Origin of the sequence: Streptomyces sp. NPDC060027 (genome assembly GCF_042737005.1) — a bacterium.
Classification (GTDB): Bacteria; Actinomycetota; Actinomycetes; order Streptomycetales; family Streptomycetaceae; genus Streptomyces.
Genome location: NZ_JBHWVI010000104.1, coordinates 1 through 13,517, shown reverse-complemented (window position 1 = coordinate 13,517; position 13,517 = coordinate 1). Strand labels below are relative to the sequence as shown.

The 13,517-nt window shown below is 70.1% G+C and carries 15 protein-coding genes and 1 tRNA gene; 5 read left to right on the top strand and 11 right to left on the bottom strand.

What is annotated here, in order from left to right; genetic code table 11:
* Positions 1–352 precede the first annotated feature (352 nt).
* Complete coding sequence (locus tag ACFWBT_RS24355; RefSeq protein ID WP_385703870.1) at positions 353–1,342, bottom strand: aldo/keto reductase; 990 nt, start codon at positions 1,340–1,342, stop codon at positions 353–355.
* Between the two features lie 119 nt (positions 1,343–1,461).
* Here ACFWBT_RS24355 and ACFWBT_RS24350 point away from each other — a divergent pair, with 119 nt between their 5' ends.
* Positions 1,462–1,596, top strand: a complete 135-nt coding sequence (locus ACFWBT_RS24350) for a hypothetical protein (protein WP_385703867.1) — start codon at positions 1,462–1,464, stop codon at positions 1,594–1,596.
* Positions 1,597–1,859: 263 nt separating this feature from the next.
* Here ACFWBT_RS24350 and ACFWBT_RS24345 read toward each other — a convergent pair.
* The 7 genes from ACFWBT_RS24345 to ACFWBT_RS24315 all read right to left on the bottom strand — a co-directional run bounded on the left by ACFWBT_RS24345 (position 1,860) and on the right by ACFWBT_RS24315 (position 6,779).
* Positions 1,860–1,933: transfer RNA gene (locus tag ACFWBT_RS24345), tRNA-Met, on the bottom strand.
* A gap of 681 nt (positions 1,934–2,614) precedes the next feature.
* Positions 2,615–2,893, bottom strand: a complete 279-nt coding sequence (locus ACFWBT_RS24340; RefSeq protein ID WP_385703865.1) for an MBL fold metallo-hydrolase — start codon at positions 2,891–2,893, stop codon at positions 2,615–2,617.
* The gene (locus ACFWBT_RS24335) at positions 2,830–3,405 is read right to left on the bottom strand and encodes an MBL fold metallo-hydrolase (RefSeq protein WP_385703862.1); all 576 of its coding nucleotides are present in this window, start codon (positions 3,403–3,405) and stop codon (positions 2,830–2,832) included. The genes ACFWBT_RS24340 and ACFWBT_RS24335 overlap by 64 nt, the downstream gene beginning before the upstream one ends.
* 207 nt (positions 3,406–3,612) lie before the next feature.
* The gene (locus ACFWBT_RS24330; RefSeq protein WP_385703859.1) at positions 3,613–4,416 is read right to left on the bottom strand and encodes an alpha/beta hydrolase; all 804 of its coding nucleotides are present in this window, start codon (positions 4,414–4,416) and stop codon (positions 3,613–3,615) included.
* Positions 4,417–4,445: 29 nt separating this feature from the next.
* Positions 4,446–5,279, bottom strand: coding sequence for an alpha/beta fold hydrolase (locus ACFWBT_RS24325; RefSeq protein WP_385703857.1), 834 nt, complete (start codon positions 5,277–5,279; stop codon positions 4,446–4,448).
* 313 nt (positions 5,280–5,592) lie between these two features.
* Positions 5,593–5,736 carry an alpha/beta fold hydrolase gene (locus tag ACFWBT_RS24320; protein ID WP_385703854.1) on the bottom strand — a complete coding sequence of 48 codons (144 nt, stop codon included), beginning with the start codon at positions 5,734–5,736 and terminating at the stop codon, positions 5,593–5,595.
* A 296-nt stretch (positions 5,737–6,032) separates the two neighbouring features.
* Entirely contained in the window at positions 6,033–6,779 is a 747-nt protein-coding gene (locus tag ACFWBT_RS24315; RefSeq protein ID WP_385703851.1) for a peptidoglycan-binding protein, read from the bottom strand.
* Between the two features lie 219 nt (positions 6,780–6,998).
* Between ACFWBT_RS24315 and ACFWBT_RS24310 the strand changes: the two genes are divergently transcribed.
* Positions 6,999–7,679: a DUF6445 family protein gene (locus ACFWBT_RS24310; protein WP_385703848.1), complete on the top strand. Its 681-nt coding sequence runs from the start codon at positions 6,999–7,001 to the stop codon at positions 7,677–7,679.
* Between the two features lie 191 nt (positions 7,680–7,870).
* Positions 7,871–8,230, top strand: a complete 360-nt coding sequence (locus ACFWBT_RS24305; protein ID WP_266764422.1) for a luciferase family protein — start codon at positions 7,871–7,873, stop codon at positions 8,228–8,230.
* A 185-nt stretch (positions 8,231–8,415) separates the two neighbouring features.
* Here ACFWBT_RS24305 and ACFWBT_RS24300 read toward each other — a convergent pair whose 3' ends face one another.
* Positions 8,416–9,342: an LAETG motif-containing sortase-dependent surface protein gene (locus ACFWBT_RS24300; RefSeq protein WP_385703845.1), complete on the bottom strand. Its 927-nt coding sequence runs from the start codon at positions 9,340–9,342 to the stop codon at positions 8,416–8,418.
* Positions 9,343–9,859: 517 nt separating this feature from the next.
* Here ACFWBT_RS24300 and ACFWBT_RS24295 point away from each other — a divergent pair.
* Both ACFWBT_RS24295 and ACFWBT_RS24290 read left to right on the top strand, forming a co-directional pair.
* Entirely contained in the window at positions 9,860–10,528 is a 669-nt protein-coding gene (locus tag ACFWBT_RS24295; protein WP_385703899.1) for a TetR family transcriptional regulator, read from the top strand.
* A 143-nt stretch (positions 10,529–10,671) separates the two neighbouring features.
* Entirely contained in the window at positions 10,672–11,091 is a 420-nt protein-coding gene (locus ACFWBT_RS24290) for a Zn-ribbon domain-containing OB-fold protein (RefSeq protein ID WP_385703896.1), read from the top strand.
* Between the two features lie 111 nt (positions 11,092–11,202).
* Here ACFWBT_RS24290 and ACFWBT_RS24285 read toward each other — a convergent pair whose 3' ends face one another.
* Positions 11,203–12,009, bottom strand: a complete 807-nt coding sequence (locus tag ACFWBT_RS24285; RefSeq protein ID WP_385703843.1) for a pectate lyase — start codon at positions 12,007–12,009, stop codon at positions 11,203–11,205.
* Between the two features lie 70 nt (positions 12,010–12,079).
* The gene (locus ACFWBT_RS24280; RefSeq protein WP_385703841.1) at positions 12,080–13,057 is read right to left on the bottom strand and encodes a polysaccharide lyase family 1 protein; all 978 of its coding nucleotides are present in this window, start codon (positions 13,055–13,057) and stop codon (positions 12,080–12,082) included.
* Positions 13,058–13,517: the final 460 nt, after the last annotated feature.

Below are 13,517 nucleotides of genomic sequence, written 5' to 3'. Positions count from 1 at the left end.
TTGTCCGCTCCCCGGCTCCCCACACGAAGAAGCAACGAGAGCCACGGCACCGGCTGCGATGCGGACGAAAGCCTGGAGGAACGCGCTGCGGAGTGGTACGAGGTGAACGGCATGGACACTGGTGCGCGCAGTTGTGTTCCTCGACTCGCGCAGGCTGAGGCTGTGTGCGACCCGCGATCGCTGTGCAGGACACACCCGGCAACGCGGTGTGGGGCCGGAGCACACGTGGCCCAGGCCCTCACCGCCTTCTTCGTGCAGTCAGTGCTGCCCAAGCGGCCGGACCTCTGCAGCCCTACCTCGATGCTGGCGCACCCTGGCAGCCGCGTGCCCTCTGTCCGGCCGCACACCCGCACTAACGATTGACGGCTCGCATCCCTGCCTCGTCATACCGCTCACCCGCCGCCTCGGGCAGCTCCGCATCGATGCGGGCCAGTTCCTTCTCGGTCAGCGCGATGCCGACCGCGGCGGCGTTCTGTTCCACGTAGGTGCGGCGCTTGGTGCCCGGGATCGGTACCAGGTCCTCGCCCTGGGCCAGCACCCAGGCGATCGCCAGCTGGGCCGGGGTCACGTCCTTCTCGGCGGCGATCTCCTTCACCTTTGCCGCCAGCCGCAGGTTCGCCTCCAGGTTGGCGTCCTGGAAACGCGGGTTCTCCCGGCGCCAGTCGTTCACGTCCAGCTCATCCGTCGAGGTGAACCGTCCGGCGAGGAAGCCGCGGCCGAGCGGCGAGTACGGCACGAAGCCGATGCCCAGCTCACGGCAGGCGGGCAGCACCTCGGCCTCCACGTCCCGTGACCACAGCGAGTACTCGCTCTGCACCGCGGTGATCGGGTGCACCGCGTGGGCGCGCCGGATGGTCTCCGAGCTCGCCTCGCTCAGGCCGATGCACCGCACCTTGCCTTCGGCCACCAGTTCGCCCAGCGCGCCGACCGTCTCCTCGATGGGTACGTTCGGGTCGACCCGGTGCTGGTAGTACAGATCGATACGGTCGGTCCCCAGGCGTTTCAGGGAGCCGTGGACGGAGCTGCGGACGTGCTCGGCCGAGCCGTCCTGCGGGCCGACCGAGCTGATGTCGCCCGGCACGGCGTTGTCCATCCGGTAGTTGAACTTCGTCGCGATCACGCACTCCTCGCGATGTCCCCGGATCGCCTCGCCGACGAGCGACTCGTTGGTGAGCGGCCCGTACATCTGCGCGGTGTCGAGAAAGTTCACCCCGAGGTCGAGGGCGCGCCGGACGGTCGCGATGCTCTCCTGCCGATCGGTGGATCCGTAGAAGGCAGACATGCCCATACACCCCAGGCCGATGGCCGATACCTGGAGCTCCCGCAGACTGCGTTTCTGCATGTCGTGTCCCAGCCTTTCCCTGTCGTTCGAGCGCACGAGGCCCCTCATCGATTCAAGCGTCGCATTCCAACGCCGGCATCCCGTGAGAGGCGGACGGCGCCACGGGCCTCATGCGCCGTGTGGTGTCTGCGACGCTACGAGTTCGAGCGCACTCCAACGCAAGTGGCGATCTGCACGACAATGCCACGCTCGAACTCGCCTGGACCACGATGCTCCGCCTGCCCGACCGGATCACCCCCGACTACCGGGACTGACCGGACTCCGCCCGTCGTGCCGGCCCGGGCGGGACCGTCACGAGTCCGGCCCCCCGATGGCCCCCCACCAACTGCTGCACGCCGCACTCACGACCGAACCTGCCGCCGAGACCGCGCCGCGCCGGCACGGCGCCGCACACCGCCCGCGCAGCCAGACTGCGATGCCCAGCCGCCTGGCCTCGTACCAGGCAGGAGCCAGAAGGGTGATCGTCCGGGAAAGCGAGAGGGCCCGGATCGTGTGGATCCCGGGCCCTCTCCAGCAGTAGCGGGGACAGGATTTGAACCTGCGACCTCTGGGTTATGAGCCCAGCGAGCTACCGAGCTGCTCCACCCCGCGTCGGTATCCCCCACCGTACGCCATCACAGCAAGCACCGAAGACCACCATGCACCTTCCTACGGGAGGGCCGGGCGCCGCTCGCCTCTTGCCTGCGCGTACGCGCCTCGTCAGCCACTCCTCGACTGGCACTTTCAGCGCGCGGGCCAGCGCTCCCACGGTCTGCGCCGACGGCACCGGCCCATCGCTCCGGAAGGCCTGCGCCCCCGTCGTTCGCCCCAGCCCCGCCCGCCCGGCTGGCTGGCTGGCTGGCTGGCTGGCTGGCTGGCCAGAGCCTTCTTGTCCAGACGCATGCGGGCCGGCCCGCCATCCAGCGTCCTGCGTAGATCGGCGAGTGCCGGATTGTCGCCGTTCTCCTGATGGCCCACGTACTCGCCCCCGGGCCGTGATGTGTTCGCCAGTGTTCGTCTCGTCCCGACGAACCCCGGCGCACACGACTTCCGCGACCTTCGATCACGCCAACACCCCACGTTGTACAGGGAGTCTGCCGTGACCGTCGCCGTTGCCCTCCTCATCACCGCACTCGTCATCGTCATCGCGCTGATGGACGGCGCCACCTACCCCGCGGCTCTCGGCGGGCCGGCCGCTCCGGCTACCGCACGCCACTCTCCGCGCTCGGCGGGTAGACGGGTACCCGGCGCTCTGACCGTCGAGGAACCTGACGTTTCCACCATCGTTCACAGTCACACGGTGATGTCCACGCCCGTCCCGGCGGGCAGCAGACGGAAGCGGTCCCGGAGGTCCGCGGGGGCGGCGGCTATGTGCCGTTCCATGACGGCTCGGCTCTCGTGGAAGTGGTGCCAGCCCTCGTAGTGGACCGGGATGACGGTCTGCGGGGCGAGCAGCCGGCAGAGTTCCACGGCCTCGGCCGCCGTCATCGTGTAGCGGACCGGGCCGGTCAGCGGGAAGCGGACACCTCCCAGGTGCAGCAGGGCCGTCCCCACGTCCAGACGTCGAGCCACCTGCCGTACACCGTCGTACAGGACGGTGTCGCCCGACATCCACAGGACCCGTGGCGCTGCCCCTCCCAGCTCAGGGCGAAGCCGGTCACCTCGCCCGTGAAGGGGCGGGACAGTGGTGGGCCGTGCCGCGCCGGGGTCGTCGTGACGGTGATGGCCGGGCGGTCCGGAGCCTCCAGGCGGTAGGTCGTCCAGGGAGCGAGGGCGCGCGTGTTGCCGCCGAGGCGGCGGGCGCCGGCCTGCGTGGTGAGGACGGTGTCCGCGGAGGCGAGCAGGGCCCGTCCCGCGAGGTCCAGGTTGTCGCCGTGGTGGTCGTGGCTGAGCAGAACGGCGTCGATCGGGGGGAGTTCGGCGGGGGTGAGCGCGGGGCCGGCAGTCTTGTACGAGGATGTTCCCCAGCCGAAGCGGTAGCGGTGGCCGGGCGGGTCGAAGGTGGGGTCGGTGAGCAGCCGCCAGCCACCGGCCTCGATCAGGGTGGTCGGACCGCCGATGTGGGTGATGCGTGCTTCGCTCATGCCGGGTCCCCGTTCACGGTGTCTTCGTCCGGTCCGTCGTCATACGCGCTGTCGTCGTCCGTTGTCTCGTCGTCCGCGGTGTCGCCTGTGCGGTTCAGGCCATCACGGTGTGACCGTATGCGGCGTCGGCCGCGCGCGGTCTCCCGGGCCGGGACGGATCGCGTACGTCCGTCCCGGCCCGGGCAGTTCCGTGCCGTGCCGTGCCCTCTAGCGGATGGCGTGCTCCAGGGCCCACGACAGGGCGTGGTCCGCGACCTCTTCCCAGCCGGGCGAGGCCGGCATGAGGTGCGGTTGGCCGGGATACACCTTCACCTCGGTGACGGTGTCCGACTTGTAGTGCCGGGCGTTGGACTGCTGGACCTTGGGCGGCATCAGATGGTCGAGTTCGCCGGAGAGGAAGAGCAGCGGCGCGCGGTCGTCGTTGTGGTAGTTCACCCAGATGTCCTGGTGGCCGGGCTGGAGGTTGGCCAGCACGCTGTTCCACAGGATGCGGCCCGAGGCGGGGACCGCGTAGCGCTCGTACAGCGCGCGCGACTCCTCCTCCGTGAACGTGTTGGTGAACGCGTAGTGCCACTCGTCATGGGTGAGGCCGACGGCCTTGTGATGGTTCGCCGGGTTCTTCAGCACCGGGAAGGTGGCCTTCACCTGTGTCAGGGGCACCACCGAGACGCCCTCGGTGGGCGCGGAGTTGATGGCGACGCCGGCCGCGCCGTAGCCGTGGTCGAGGAGGACCTGGGTGAAGGCGCCGCCCGCGGAGTGACCGATCAGGACGGGCGGCCTGTCGAGCCCGCGGACCACGTTCGCCAGGCTCTCGATGATCTGCGGGGCGGTGATCTTCTCGATCGGGGAGGGGTCGGCGTTCAGGGCCTCGACCTCCACCTCGAAGCCGGGGTACGCGGGCGCGATCACGCGGTAGCCCTGCTTCTCGTAGCGGTCGATCCAGTGTTCCCAGCTGCGGGGTGTGACCCAGAAGCCGTGGATCAGGACGATGGTGTCGGGTGCGGTGCTCATCGGGTCTCCTCGGGAGGCGGTGACAGGTGTCAGCGGGTGGCTCGGTGCGCGGCCAGGATCTGGCGGACCACGGCTTCCGGGTGGGACATCATCACGACGTGCGAGGCACCCTTGACCTCGACGGTCGTGCTGCCCGCCCGCTCGGCCATGAAGCGCTGCGCCGCGGGCGGGATGACGCGGTCGGCGGTCGGGATCACGTACCAGGACGGCAGGCTCCTCCAGGCGGGAACGCCGCTTCCGGCTCCCAACCCGCCCACGGAACCGGGGCGTTGGGTCGCCGCCATCAGCCGTGTCACGGCGTGCGGGAGATCCTGGGCGAACACGTCGTGGAACTTGGCCGGGTCGATGTATCCGTCGATGCCGCCGGGGGTGCCGTCCGGCAGGGGGAAGGGGCGGGTCAGCAGCGCGTCCGGCAGCCTGCTGCCCGGGAACTTCGACGCGAGCTGCAGCGCGCTCTCCCCCTCGTCGGGCGCGAACGCACCGACGTAGACCAGTGCCTTGACGTTGGTGTGCCCGCTTCCCGCGTTGGTGATGACCTCGCCGCCGTAGGAGTGGCCGACGAGGATGACCGGTCCCGGGACGGTGTCGACGACGCTGGAGACGTACGCGGAGTCGCCCGCCAGGTCACGCAGCGGGTTGGCGGGGGCGATGACCGGGAAGCCGGCCTTCTGGAGCCGGACGATGGTGTCGTTCCACCCGGACGCGTCGGCGAACACGCCGTGGACGAGGACGACGGTCGGTCTGCTCGTGTCGCCGGTACGGGCCGTCGCGGAGGCGGGGGCGGTGCCGCCGGCGAGCGTGAACGCGCCGGTCACGAGCAGTCCGCCGAGGACGCGGCGGCGGGGGTGGGCGGGGGAGGTCACGGTGTGGCTCCTTCGTCTCGGGCGGGCGGGAGGCCCGCCGGGCAACGGGCGAGGAATCTTCCGGCGGGATGCAAGAGGGTCGAAGAGGCGCCGACGGAGTGAGGGCAGGGCGAACTGGTGCCCGACGGGGTGAGGGCGGGGTGGGGTGTGGTCCGGCAGGTGTGGGCGGTGACCGCGTCCGCCTCCCCGACGGCCCGTCATAGTGGGCCGGGGCTCACCGGTTCGCCCGGTCGCATGGGACGCCTGTGGTGAGCACGCGAGGTGCGTCTCGGCTGTCGCGCTCCCCTGGCGCGGCCGACTGGGCCGCTCCCGCTCAGGAGTTGAGGAACTCCAGCAGATCGGCACCCAGTTGGTCCTTGTGCGTGTCCGTGATGCCGTGAGGTGCGCCCGGATAGACCTTGAGCGTCGCGTTCTTGATACGGGCGGCCGACGCCTTGCCGCCGACCTCGAACGGCACGACCTGGTCGTCGTCGCCGTGGACGACCAGCGTGGGGACGTCGAAGGTACCGGACCCGGGAAAGGGGGCTGCCGGCGGAAGTCCGAGATCACGTTCCGCTTCGTCGGCTCAGCGGTCCGCCGCGCACTTCGGGGGCGGGTGTCCCGCGCGGGCCCGTCGGCACCCCGTCGCATCCGGACAGGGGAACTCGACCGGCTGGTACGGGAGTTCGCCCGAGGAGTCGACACCGTGCGACGGCGCGGGAGGATGCCGGGGCGGGCGAGGCGACCGTCACCGCGCCACCCGCCCCGGCCGCTTTACCGGGTCGCCGTCCTGGATTCCAGGTCGGCCCGCGTGTCGTTGCCGTAGACGCCGGACTCGTCGCCCCGGATGCCGTACCAGACCTGGAAGCGGGCGACGGCTGCGGTGAGTTCGGCGTCGTAGCTGCCGCCGGTGCTGCCGTGGTCGTACACGTTCGGGATGCGGAGCAGGCGTTGCTGAAGCGCCGTCACCTCGGGGCCGCTGTCGCCCTCCCGGAGGGTGCCGGCCCCGTCCGGATCGTCGGCTCCGTCCGGGGCCGGGGCGACGGACGCCGCCGAGTGGCTCGCTCCGGTCCGGGACGAGTCGTCCTGGTCCGCGCGCGGCACCAGCAGGGCGAGGGCGAAGCCGATGAGGGCCGCCGCGGCGACGGCTACCGCGATCGCGGCGCGGCGCAGGCCCGTGCCGCGGCCCTGCCCGCTCCCGTGACCTCTTCCGTACAGGCGCCCGCGTCCGGTCGCGGGCCCGGCCCCCGCGTCCGTCGGCCCCGCGCCGTCGGTGTAGTCCTCCCCCATCAAGACCGGCGGCAGTTCCTCGGTCTCGTCCTCCTCCGGGGGCGGGAGAAGCCGTGTCGTGGTCGCGGGCAAGGTGACCGGCTCGTACCCGTCGTCCGTGTCCATTCCCTCCTGCACCCGCACCTGCCGCAGCAGCTCCGCCAGGGACTCGGAGCGGCGGCTTCGCTGGATGTGAGTGGGTTCGATCACGGAGCGCCCGGTGGGCTGCCCGCGTTCGGGCGGTGTCGGCACACTGCTCTCCTTCCGTACGCGCGGTCTCCCGCCGTCCGTGTGGAGTGATACGCGGGGCCGGGCCCGGACGTTCAGCACGGCACTGCCCCCCTGGCCCCTCCCCGCCCCTCCCTGTCGACCAGCGAAGGCCGCTCGCCATGGACAAATCAAAAGCCAGTTGGCGGAAGGTTGACCGAATCCCTGGAGATCACTGACGGATACATCCATATCGTCGGCCGCATGCCCCCACACCCTCCGAGAACCCCGGCGCTGCCGGTCCTCCCCTATCGGAAACCCACCCGCGACCGGGACTACTGGGTCTTCGACAACGTGCTGCCCGACGCGGACGCGGTGCGCGCCCGGTGCGTCGCCAGGGACGACTGGGTCAAGGGCCATCCGTACACCTCGGAGAGCTGGCCGGGTCTCCGGACGATGCCCGGACTCGAACCCGACGAACTGACGCACGTGGAGCGGCTGGTGAGGAAGGCGACCGGCGCGCGGAAGCTGTGGCAGCAGGCGACACCCTCGGGCGCCACGCTCAACCACAACTGCGTCCAGGTCGTCGGCAAGGGCGAGGGCGAACCGCGCCCCCACACCGATTCCCGCGCCCTGTGCCGCTACGCCGCGGTGCTCTACCTGAACCCGAACGTCCCCAAGGACTGCGGAACCAGCTTCTTCCGGCAGAGCCTGCCCGGCGGCCGGCTCGGCGGCAACGTCGTCACCGCGCCGCACAACAACCTGGTCGAGGCCCTGGGCACGCGCTTCGTCCCGCCCGGCTCCTTCGTCGAGGACATCCGCGTCCCCCACCGCTGCAACCGGCTGCTCCTCTACAACGCCAATCTGATCCACAGCGCCACCGACTACTGCGGGGACACCATGGAGGACAGACGGATGACCGCCGTCTTCTTCTGGATGGCTTGATCCCGACCTGCTCCCGGCGTCGGAAGTGACCCTGAATGGGAGTCCAGGGCCACTCTCCGCTGTCCTGGAGCGGGGCATCGACACGAAGCGTCGTCGATTTCGAGGCGATAACCGGACATTACGAGGCAGCCGCCGGATTACGTCCGCGCCAACTCCTGGTGGCCGAGAGATGATCTCGTCATGATGGGCGCATGACCTTGGCCTCCAGAGCCATGACGCGACTGGCGAACTGGCCGGACCTCGCGGAGTCCCTGCCGAGTTGCGGCACGGGACGCGCACTGTGCGCGGCGCAGTGCGAGATCGTCCACTTCCACTCCGACCACGACGTGGACCTGCACCTCACGGACCGGGCCATCCGGCGCTACGAGGACCACCTCAAGGACTCCACCGCGATCCGCATGGTGCCCGGCTCGCGCTGGGTGACCATCCATCTTGAGGTCGACTCGGACATCGACCTCCTGCTGACCCTGGTGAGTGTCGCTCTCCAGGCCCACATGAACGGGCACGTCCCGGGCGACGAGACGCTTTCGGCGACCTGCAACGACCGCTGACCGTCCGGGCCGAGGACCTCGACGGCCGGACGCTCCCGCGCTCCGCCCATCGGACCCGGAAGCCGGCCGCCGCGGCCCCGAGGCACTGCCGAAGCGTCGCCGCGCGCGGACGAACCCCGGCACTCGCGCGGGAAGCGGATGCCGGGGCTCGTCACGGGGTCATCGGGGCGCGATGACGTGGGGCGTCAGGAACGGGTGCCCGTCGCGCGCCGACGGCGGGTGGCGACGGTGATCGCGGCACCGGCCGTGAGGACGGCCACGGCCGCGCCCGCGATCGGCAGGGTGCTGCCGCCGCCGGTCTCGGCGAGGTCGCCCGACGGGGTCGACCCACCGCCGTTCGGCGAGGGGGCGGCCGGCGTGGACGACTCGGGGGCGGACGGGGTCGCGGACGTCTCGGGAGCCGAGGGCGTCACCGGAGTCGCGGGCGCCGAAGAGGCCGGGGTACCCGGAGTCTCCGCAGGCGGCGTCGAGGCCGGCGGGGTCTCGGGGGTGGTCGGCTGCGCGGTGCAGTCCTTCTTCCCGCCGTTCCACGCCATGATGAGCTTCTCCTTGATGACCGCGTGGTCCGGCCCCGCCGGAAGGTCACCGTGCTCGAAGCCGTCCTGGGCGTCGTGCTTGCCGTCGAACTTGACGGCGCCGCGGTACAGGTCGATCTGCGCGAAGCAGCCGGCGTCGGGCACCGAGATGTCGAGGGAGTCCGTGGCCTCCGGCTTCACCGAGACGGTGTCGAAGTCGTGGAAGACCTGGACTCCGGAGGTCTTGAAGGTGGCGCCGTGCGCGCGGTACGCGGCCAGCGAGGCGGTGCAGCTGCCGGCGTCGTCCGCGGCCCTGACCTTGATGTGGACCTTGCCGTCGTCGGTCGGCTTCAGGTTCTCGTCGTCGACCCGGACGGAGTCGTAGAAGTGCGTTCCGTCCAGGGAGAACTGGCAGCGGTCGGTCGCGGTCGCCGTACCCGCCCCCTGCCCGGGGGCGAATCCGCTGCCCGTCTTGTCCCAGCCGTCACCGCCGGGCCTGTCGGTCGCCGAAGCGGTCGTGGAGACCGCGCAGAGAGCGAACGCCGCCGCGCCCGTCCCCAGCAGGCAGCGAAGGGTGACACGTCTCGCTATGGACATGTGGTTCCCATCCTGATGATGCGAGACCCGGTCGACGGCGGCGGGCAGCACTCGGCAGCCGGGGGGCCGTCCCGGGGATAGGTGGTCGAAGAACACTGGACCCCTTGGTCACGGGGGCCACAGCTCGACCACATAGTCGATCACCACCTACTGGCTGTCAACTTCACTTCATACGCGAGGACTTCACGATTGGGCACGAACCGGCCACATGAGGAATCTCCTGCTCCGAAGCGGGCGACACGGCCGACTTACGGCAGGACGGGAGGCCACGAGGGTTCGGTAAGAACGGTTCGGTGAGCCGGTGCGGCACGGGTGGCACCGCGGTCGCGTCTCGGCGCGTGCGACCCGTCGGCGCGGTCCGACGGGGGCGGTTCGCCAGGAGGACCTCGCCGAGGCACTCAGTTCCCTGCCAGATGCGCACCGAGTGCCATCGTGTCCGTTTCGGTGCTAGTTTCCGACCATGAACGAGGCACCGGGGCGCCGCGAGCCCGCCGACGCGACCACCGTCAAACCGCCGATGCGGGACGCCCTGGTGGGAGCCGCCTTCCAGCTCTTCCTGGAGCGCGGCTACGAGGAGACCACGGTCGACGACATCGTGGCGCTCGCCGGGGTCGGCCGCCGTTCGTTCTTCCGCTACTTCCCCTCCAAGGAGGACGTGGTCTTCCCCGACCACGAGCGCTGCCTGGCCGACATGACGGCGTTCCTGAGCGAGGAGGCCGGCGCGGACGACCCGGTGCGGCGCGTGTGCGACGCCGCCCGGCTCGTCCTGCGCATGTACGCCGAGAACCCGACGTTCTCCGTCCAGCGCTACCGCCTCACCAGGAAGGTTCCCGGCCTGCGCGCGTACGAGCTGTCGGTGGTCTGGCGTTACGAGCGGGCCCTCGCCGAGTATCTGCGCGGGAGCTCCACCGGTCCGCGCGCGGACACGCTGCGCGCCGACGTCGTCGCCGCGGCGGTGGTCGCCGCGCACAACAACGCCCTGCGCTCCTGGCTGCGTTCGGACGGGAAGGGGGACGCCGCGAAGGCGGTCGACCACGCGCTCGGGTATGTGCAGAACGCGTTCGGCTCCTCGCCCGGCGAACCCACGGCCGAGGAGCCGGAGGACGTGGTGGTCGTCGTCTCGCGACGCGGAGCGCCGCTGTGGCGTGTGGTCCAGGAGATCGAGTCGGCCTTCGGACGGGAGTGAGCGCGGACCGGGCCGGCTTCCCGTGACCTCCTCGCATTTTTGAGGGTACGGAGTGTCTTTACGGGTGACACTCAGTGCCATACCCTGTGGTCGTGCACGGCGATCCGCGCACATCAGATTCCGGCCGAGCGCAGGGAGATGACATCGTGTACCACCCAGGAATCGCCCTTCACCCGGGCATCGGCTCCGCGACGGACGTGCTCGACACCGGCCCGGAGGAGCACCCCGGGGACGTTCTGCTCTTCCAGCGGTGCCGCTGGTGCGCCACCGCCATGTACAACCGTCTCCTGTGTCCCGTCTGCGCCGGCAGTGACCTGCGGACCGAGGCGAGCGCGGGCACGGGCGTCGTGCGCCACTCCACGGTGATCCACCGCAACACCCCGGCGGCCCGCAACGTCTCCCTGATCGAGATGACGGAGGGATTCACGGTCCGCGGCCGCGTCATGGGCTCGCCCGCCACCATCCACAGCGGCGACCGCGTCCAACTCTCCACCGCTCAGGACCCGGTGCGCCGACAGCCGGTGTTCCAGCTCGTCGACGGCTCGTACGGCGGCTGGAACTGAGCACGCCAGACGGTCCGCACCGCGAGCCGCCGTCCGGGACAGCCGTGCGCGGCTGAACGAACCGGCGTGCGGGACCGGTCCGTTCAGCCGTCCTGCGCCGGGCGTCGGGCGTCAGCCGTAGGTGATGTCGGACGTCGCGTACTTGCAGTAGGTGCCGTCGGGACCGCTGCCGTTCGTCGACGGCTCCGCCCCGGTGTTGTTGCCGAGGTACTTCTGGCAGGGGACGATCTTCTTGCTGCTGTCCCCGATGATCTTGATCGACTTGAGGGTCGCGCTGTCGCCGTAGTTGGTGTTGATGCCGACGAGCCTGCTTCCCTTGTAGGTCGCCTCGATGGCACTGAGGTTGATCGTCCGCTTGTACTGCGTCTTGCAGTTGCCGCAGGACCGGATGAAGGTGCCGAAGGTCTGCACCGCGAAGTTCGACACGTTCAGGGTTCCGGCGCCGTTGAACTGGAACACCTTGTCGCTGGCCGCCTTCGCGCCACCGCCGCTGACGGTGTAGACGTTGGACGACGAGGAGCCGAGGAACGTCGCCGCGTCCTCGCCGACGTCCTCCCACCAGACGTTCTGCAGCGTGCAACTGCCCAGGCAGTGAATGCCGTCGGCGGCGGGCGCGCCGATGATGACGTTCTTCAGGACGGTGCCCGCGGCCAGTTCCAGGATCGGCCCCTGGTCCTCGTCCTGGCCGTCCGAGCCCAGGTCACCGGTGCCGTACAGGCGTTTCATCCCGTAGTCCTTGGTGCCGGAGACCGAGATGGTGGAGGAGACGGCCTGACTGCCGTTCGCCGTGGGCCAGGTGGCGGCGCTCGCCGGCGTCAGTGCGCCGTCGGTCATCACCATGGCGGCGGAGAGGCCGAGCGCGGCGAGGGTGCCGGTGAGGGCGCGCCGATGGGCGCGGGGGCGTGCTGATGACGTCATGTCCCGATGCCTTCTTCCAGGTGGGGGTGGGTGGGGATGGTCGCGTGGGGACGCTCGCGCGTGGGGGCGGTCAGGGCTTTCCGGCGCCCGCACCGGACGTCACCGAGGCGACGACGGTGGAGGCGGGCTCGGCGGCGTAGCTGTAGGGCGGCTTGGTGAACGTGCCGACCCGCGAGATCTCGGTGGCGGCTCCGCCGAGGTCGTTGCCGGTGAGGTTGGCGTAGCCGTCCACGTCGCTGTCGCGGTTCGTGGTGACGGCGACCGCCGTGCTCCGGAAGACGTTGTTCTCGACGAGCATCTGGGCGCCCATGCGGGAGTGCACGGCGGTGTCCGCGCCGACGACGTAGTTGTCGTAGAAGTGCCCGGTGCCGAAACGCAGGCTGGGGATGCGGAAGTTGATGTTGTTGAACCAGTTGTGGTGATACGTCACCCGCAGGTGCCCGGTGTCCTCACTGGAGTTGCTGTCGCTGTGGCCGACGAGCGAGCCCTTGTAGTGGTCCTTGAAGGTGTTCCAGGAGACGGTGACGTAGTCCGAGGCGTGCGTGATGTCGAGCAGGCCGTCGTAGTAGTCCTTGCCGTGGTCACGGTCGGACGAGAAGGCGTTGTGGTCGATCCACACCTTCGTCGAGGCCTGGACGGTGATGCCGTCGGCGGGCGCGACCGGCTTGCTGATGTTCAGGTTGCGGACGACGACGTTGGTGACCTTCTTCAGCCGCAGTCCGCCGCCGGTGAATCCGGACGCCGAACCGACGCCCAGGACCGTGGTGTTGGAGCCGATGTCGACCTGACCGCTGAGCGAGATCAGTCCGTTGACCTTGACGACCTTGGCCGAGTTGCCGGTGACGGCGGCCTTGAAGGCGTTGAGCGTCGTGACGGTGACGGCGGCCGCGCTGCCGCCGCCGGTGGTACCGGCGCCGAAGCCGACCGGCGAGGTCTCGGCGGCTCCGGCCGACTGCGGCGCAACGAGAGCCGCGGTGACGGCCAGGGCGGCCCCGGCCGTCACCAGGGCAAGACGTGGAGAGCGCTTCCGTGGGGGGCGAGTACGCATGCGAGTGTGTCCCTTCGGAGGTGACCGTGGGCCATGTACACGAACGACGTACGTAGATCTGAACAGCGTGAGACATGCGGCATTACGCGTACGGACTGAACGCGGCTCATGGATGACGACTTGCCCAGGTGGTGCGGCTCGGAGATCTGATGTCTCGTATACGAGATGTCACACGCAGGTCATGCTGCTGAACGGGAACGTAGGGGGTAAGCGCTTTCTAGTCAACGCTTCCCACAGAACACATCCGGCCAACTCCCGAACCACACGGCACCCACGCGATCGGACACATCCGGGCGAGGCCACGACCGGCGGTGGGAATCCGGCCCCGGTCGAGGGGGCTCAAGGTCACGAACGTGACGGTCGGCGTCGACGACCCGAACGTCCTCGGCACGACGGCCTGGAGCACGCCGGGTCCGTTCCGCGCCTGGAAAGCCGAGGGCGGTCGTACGGGGGTCCGGGC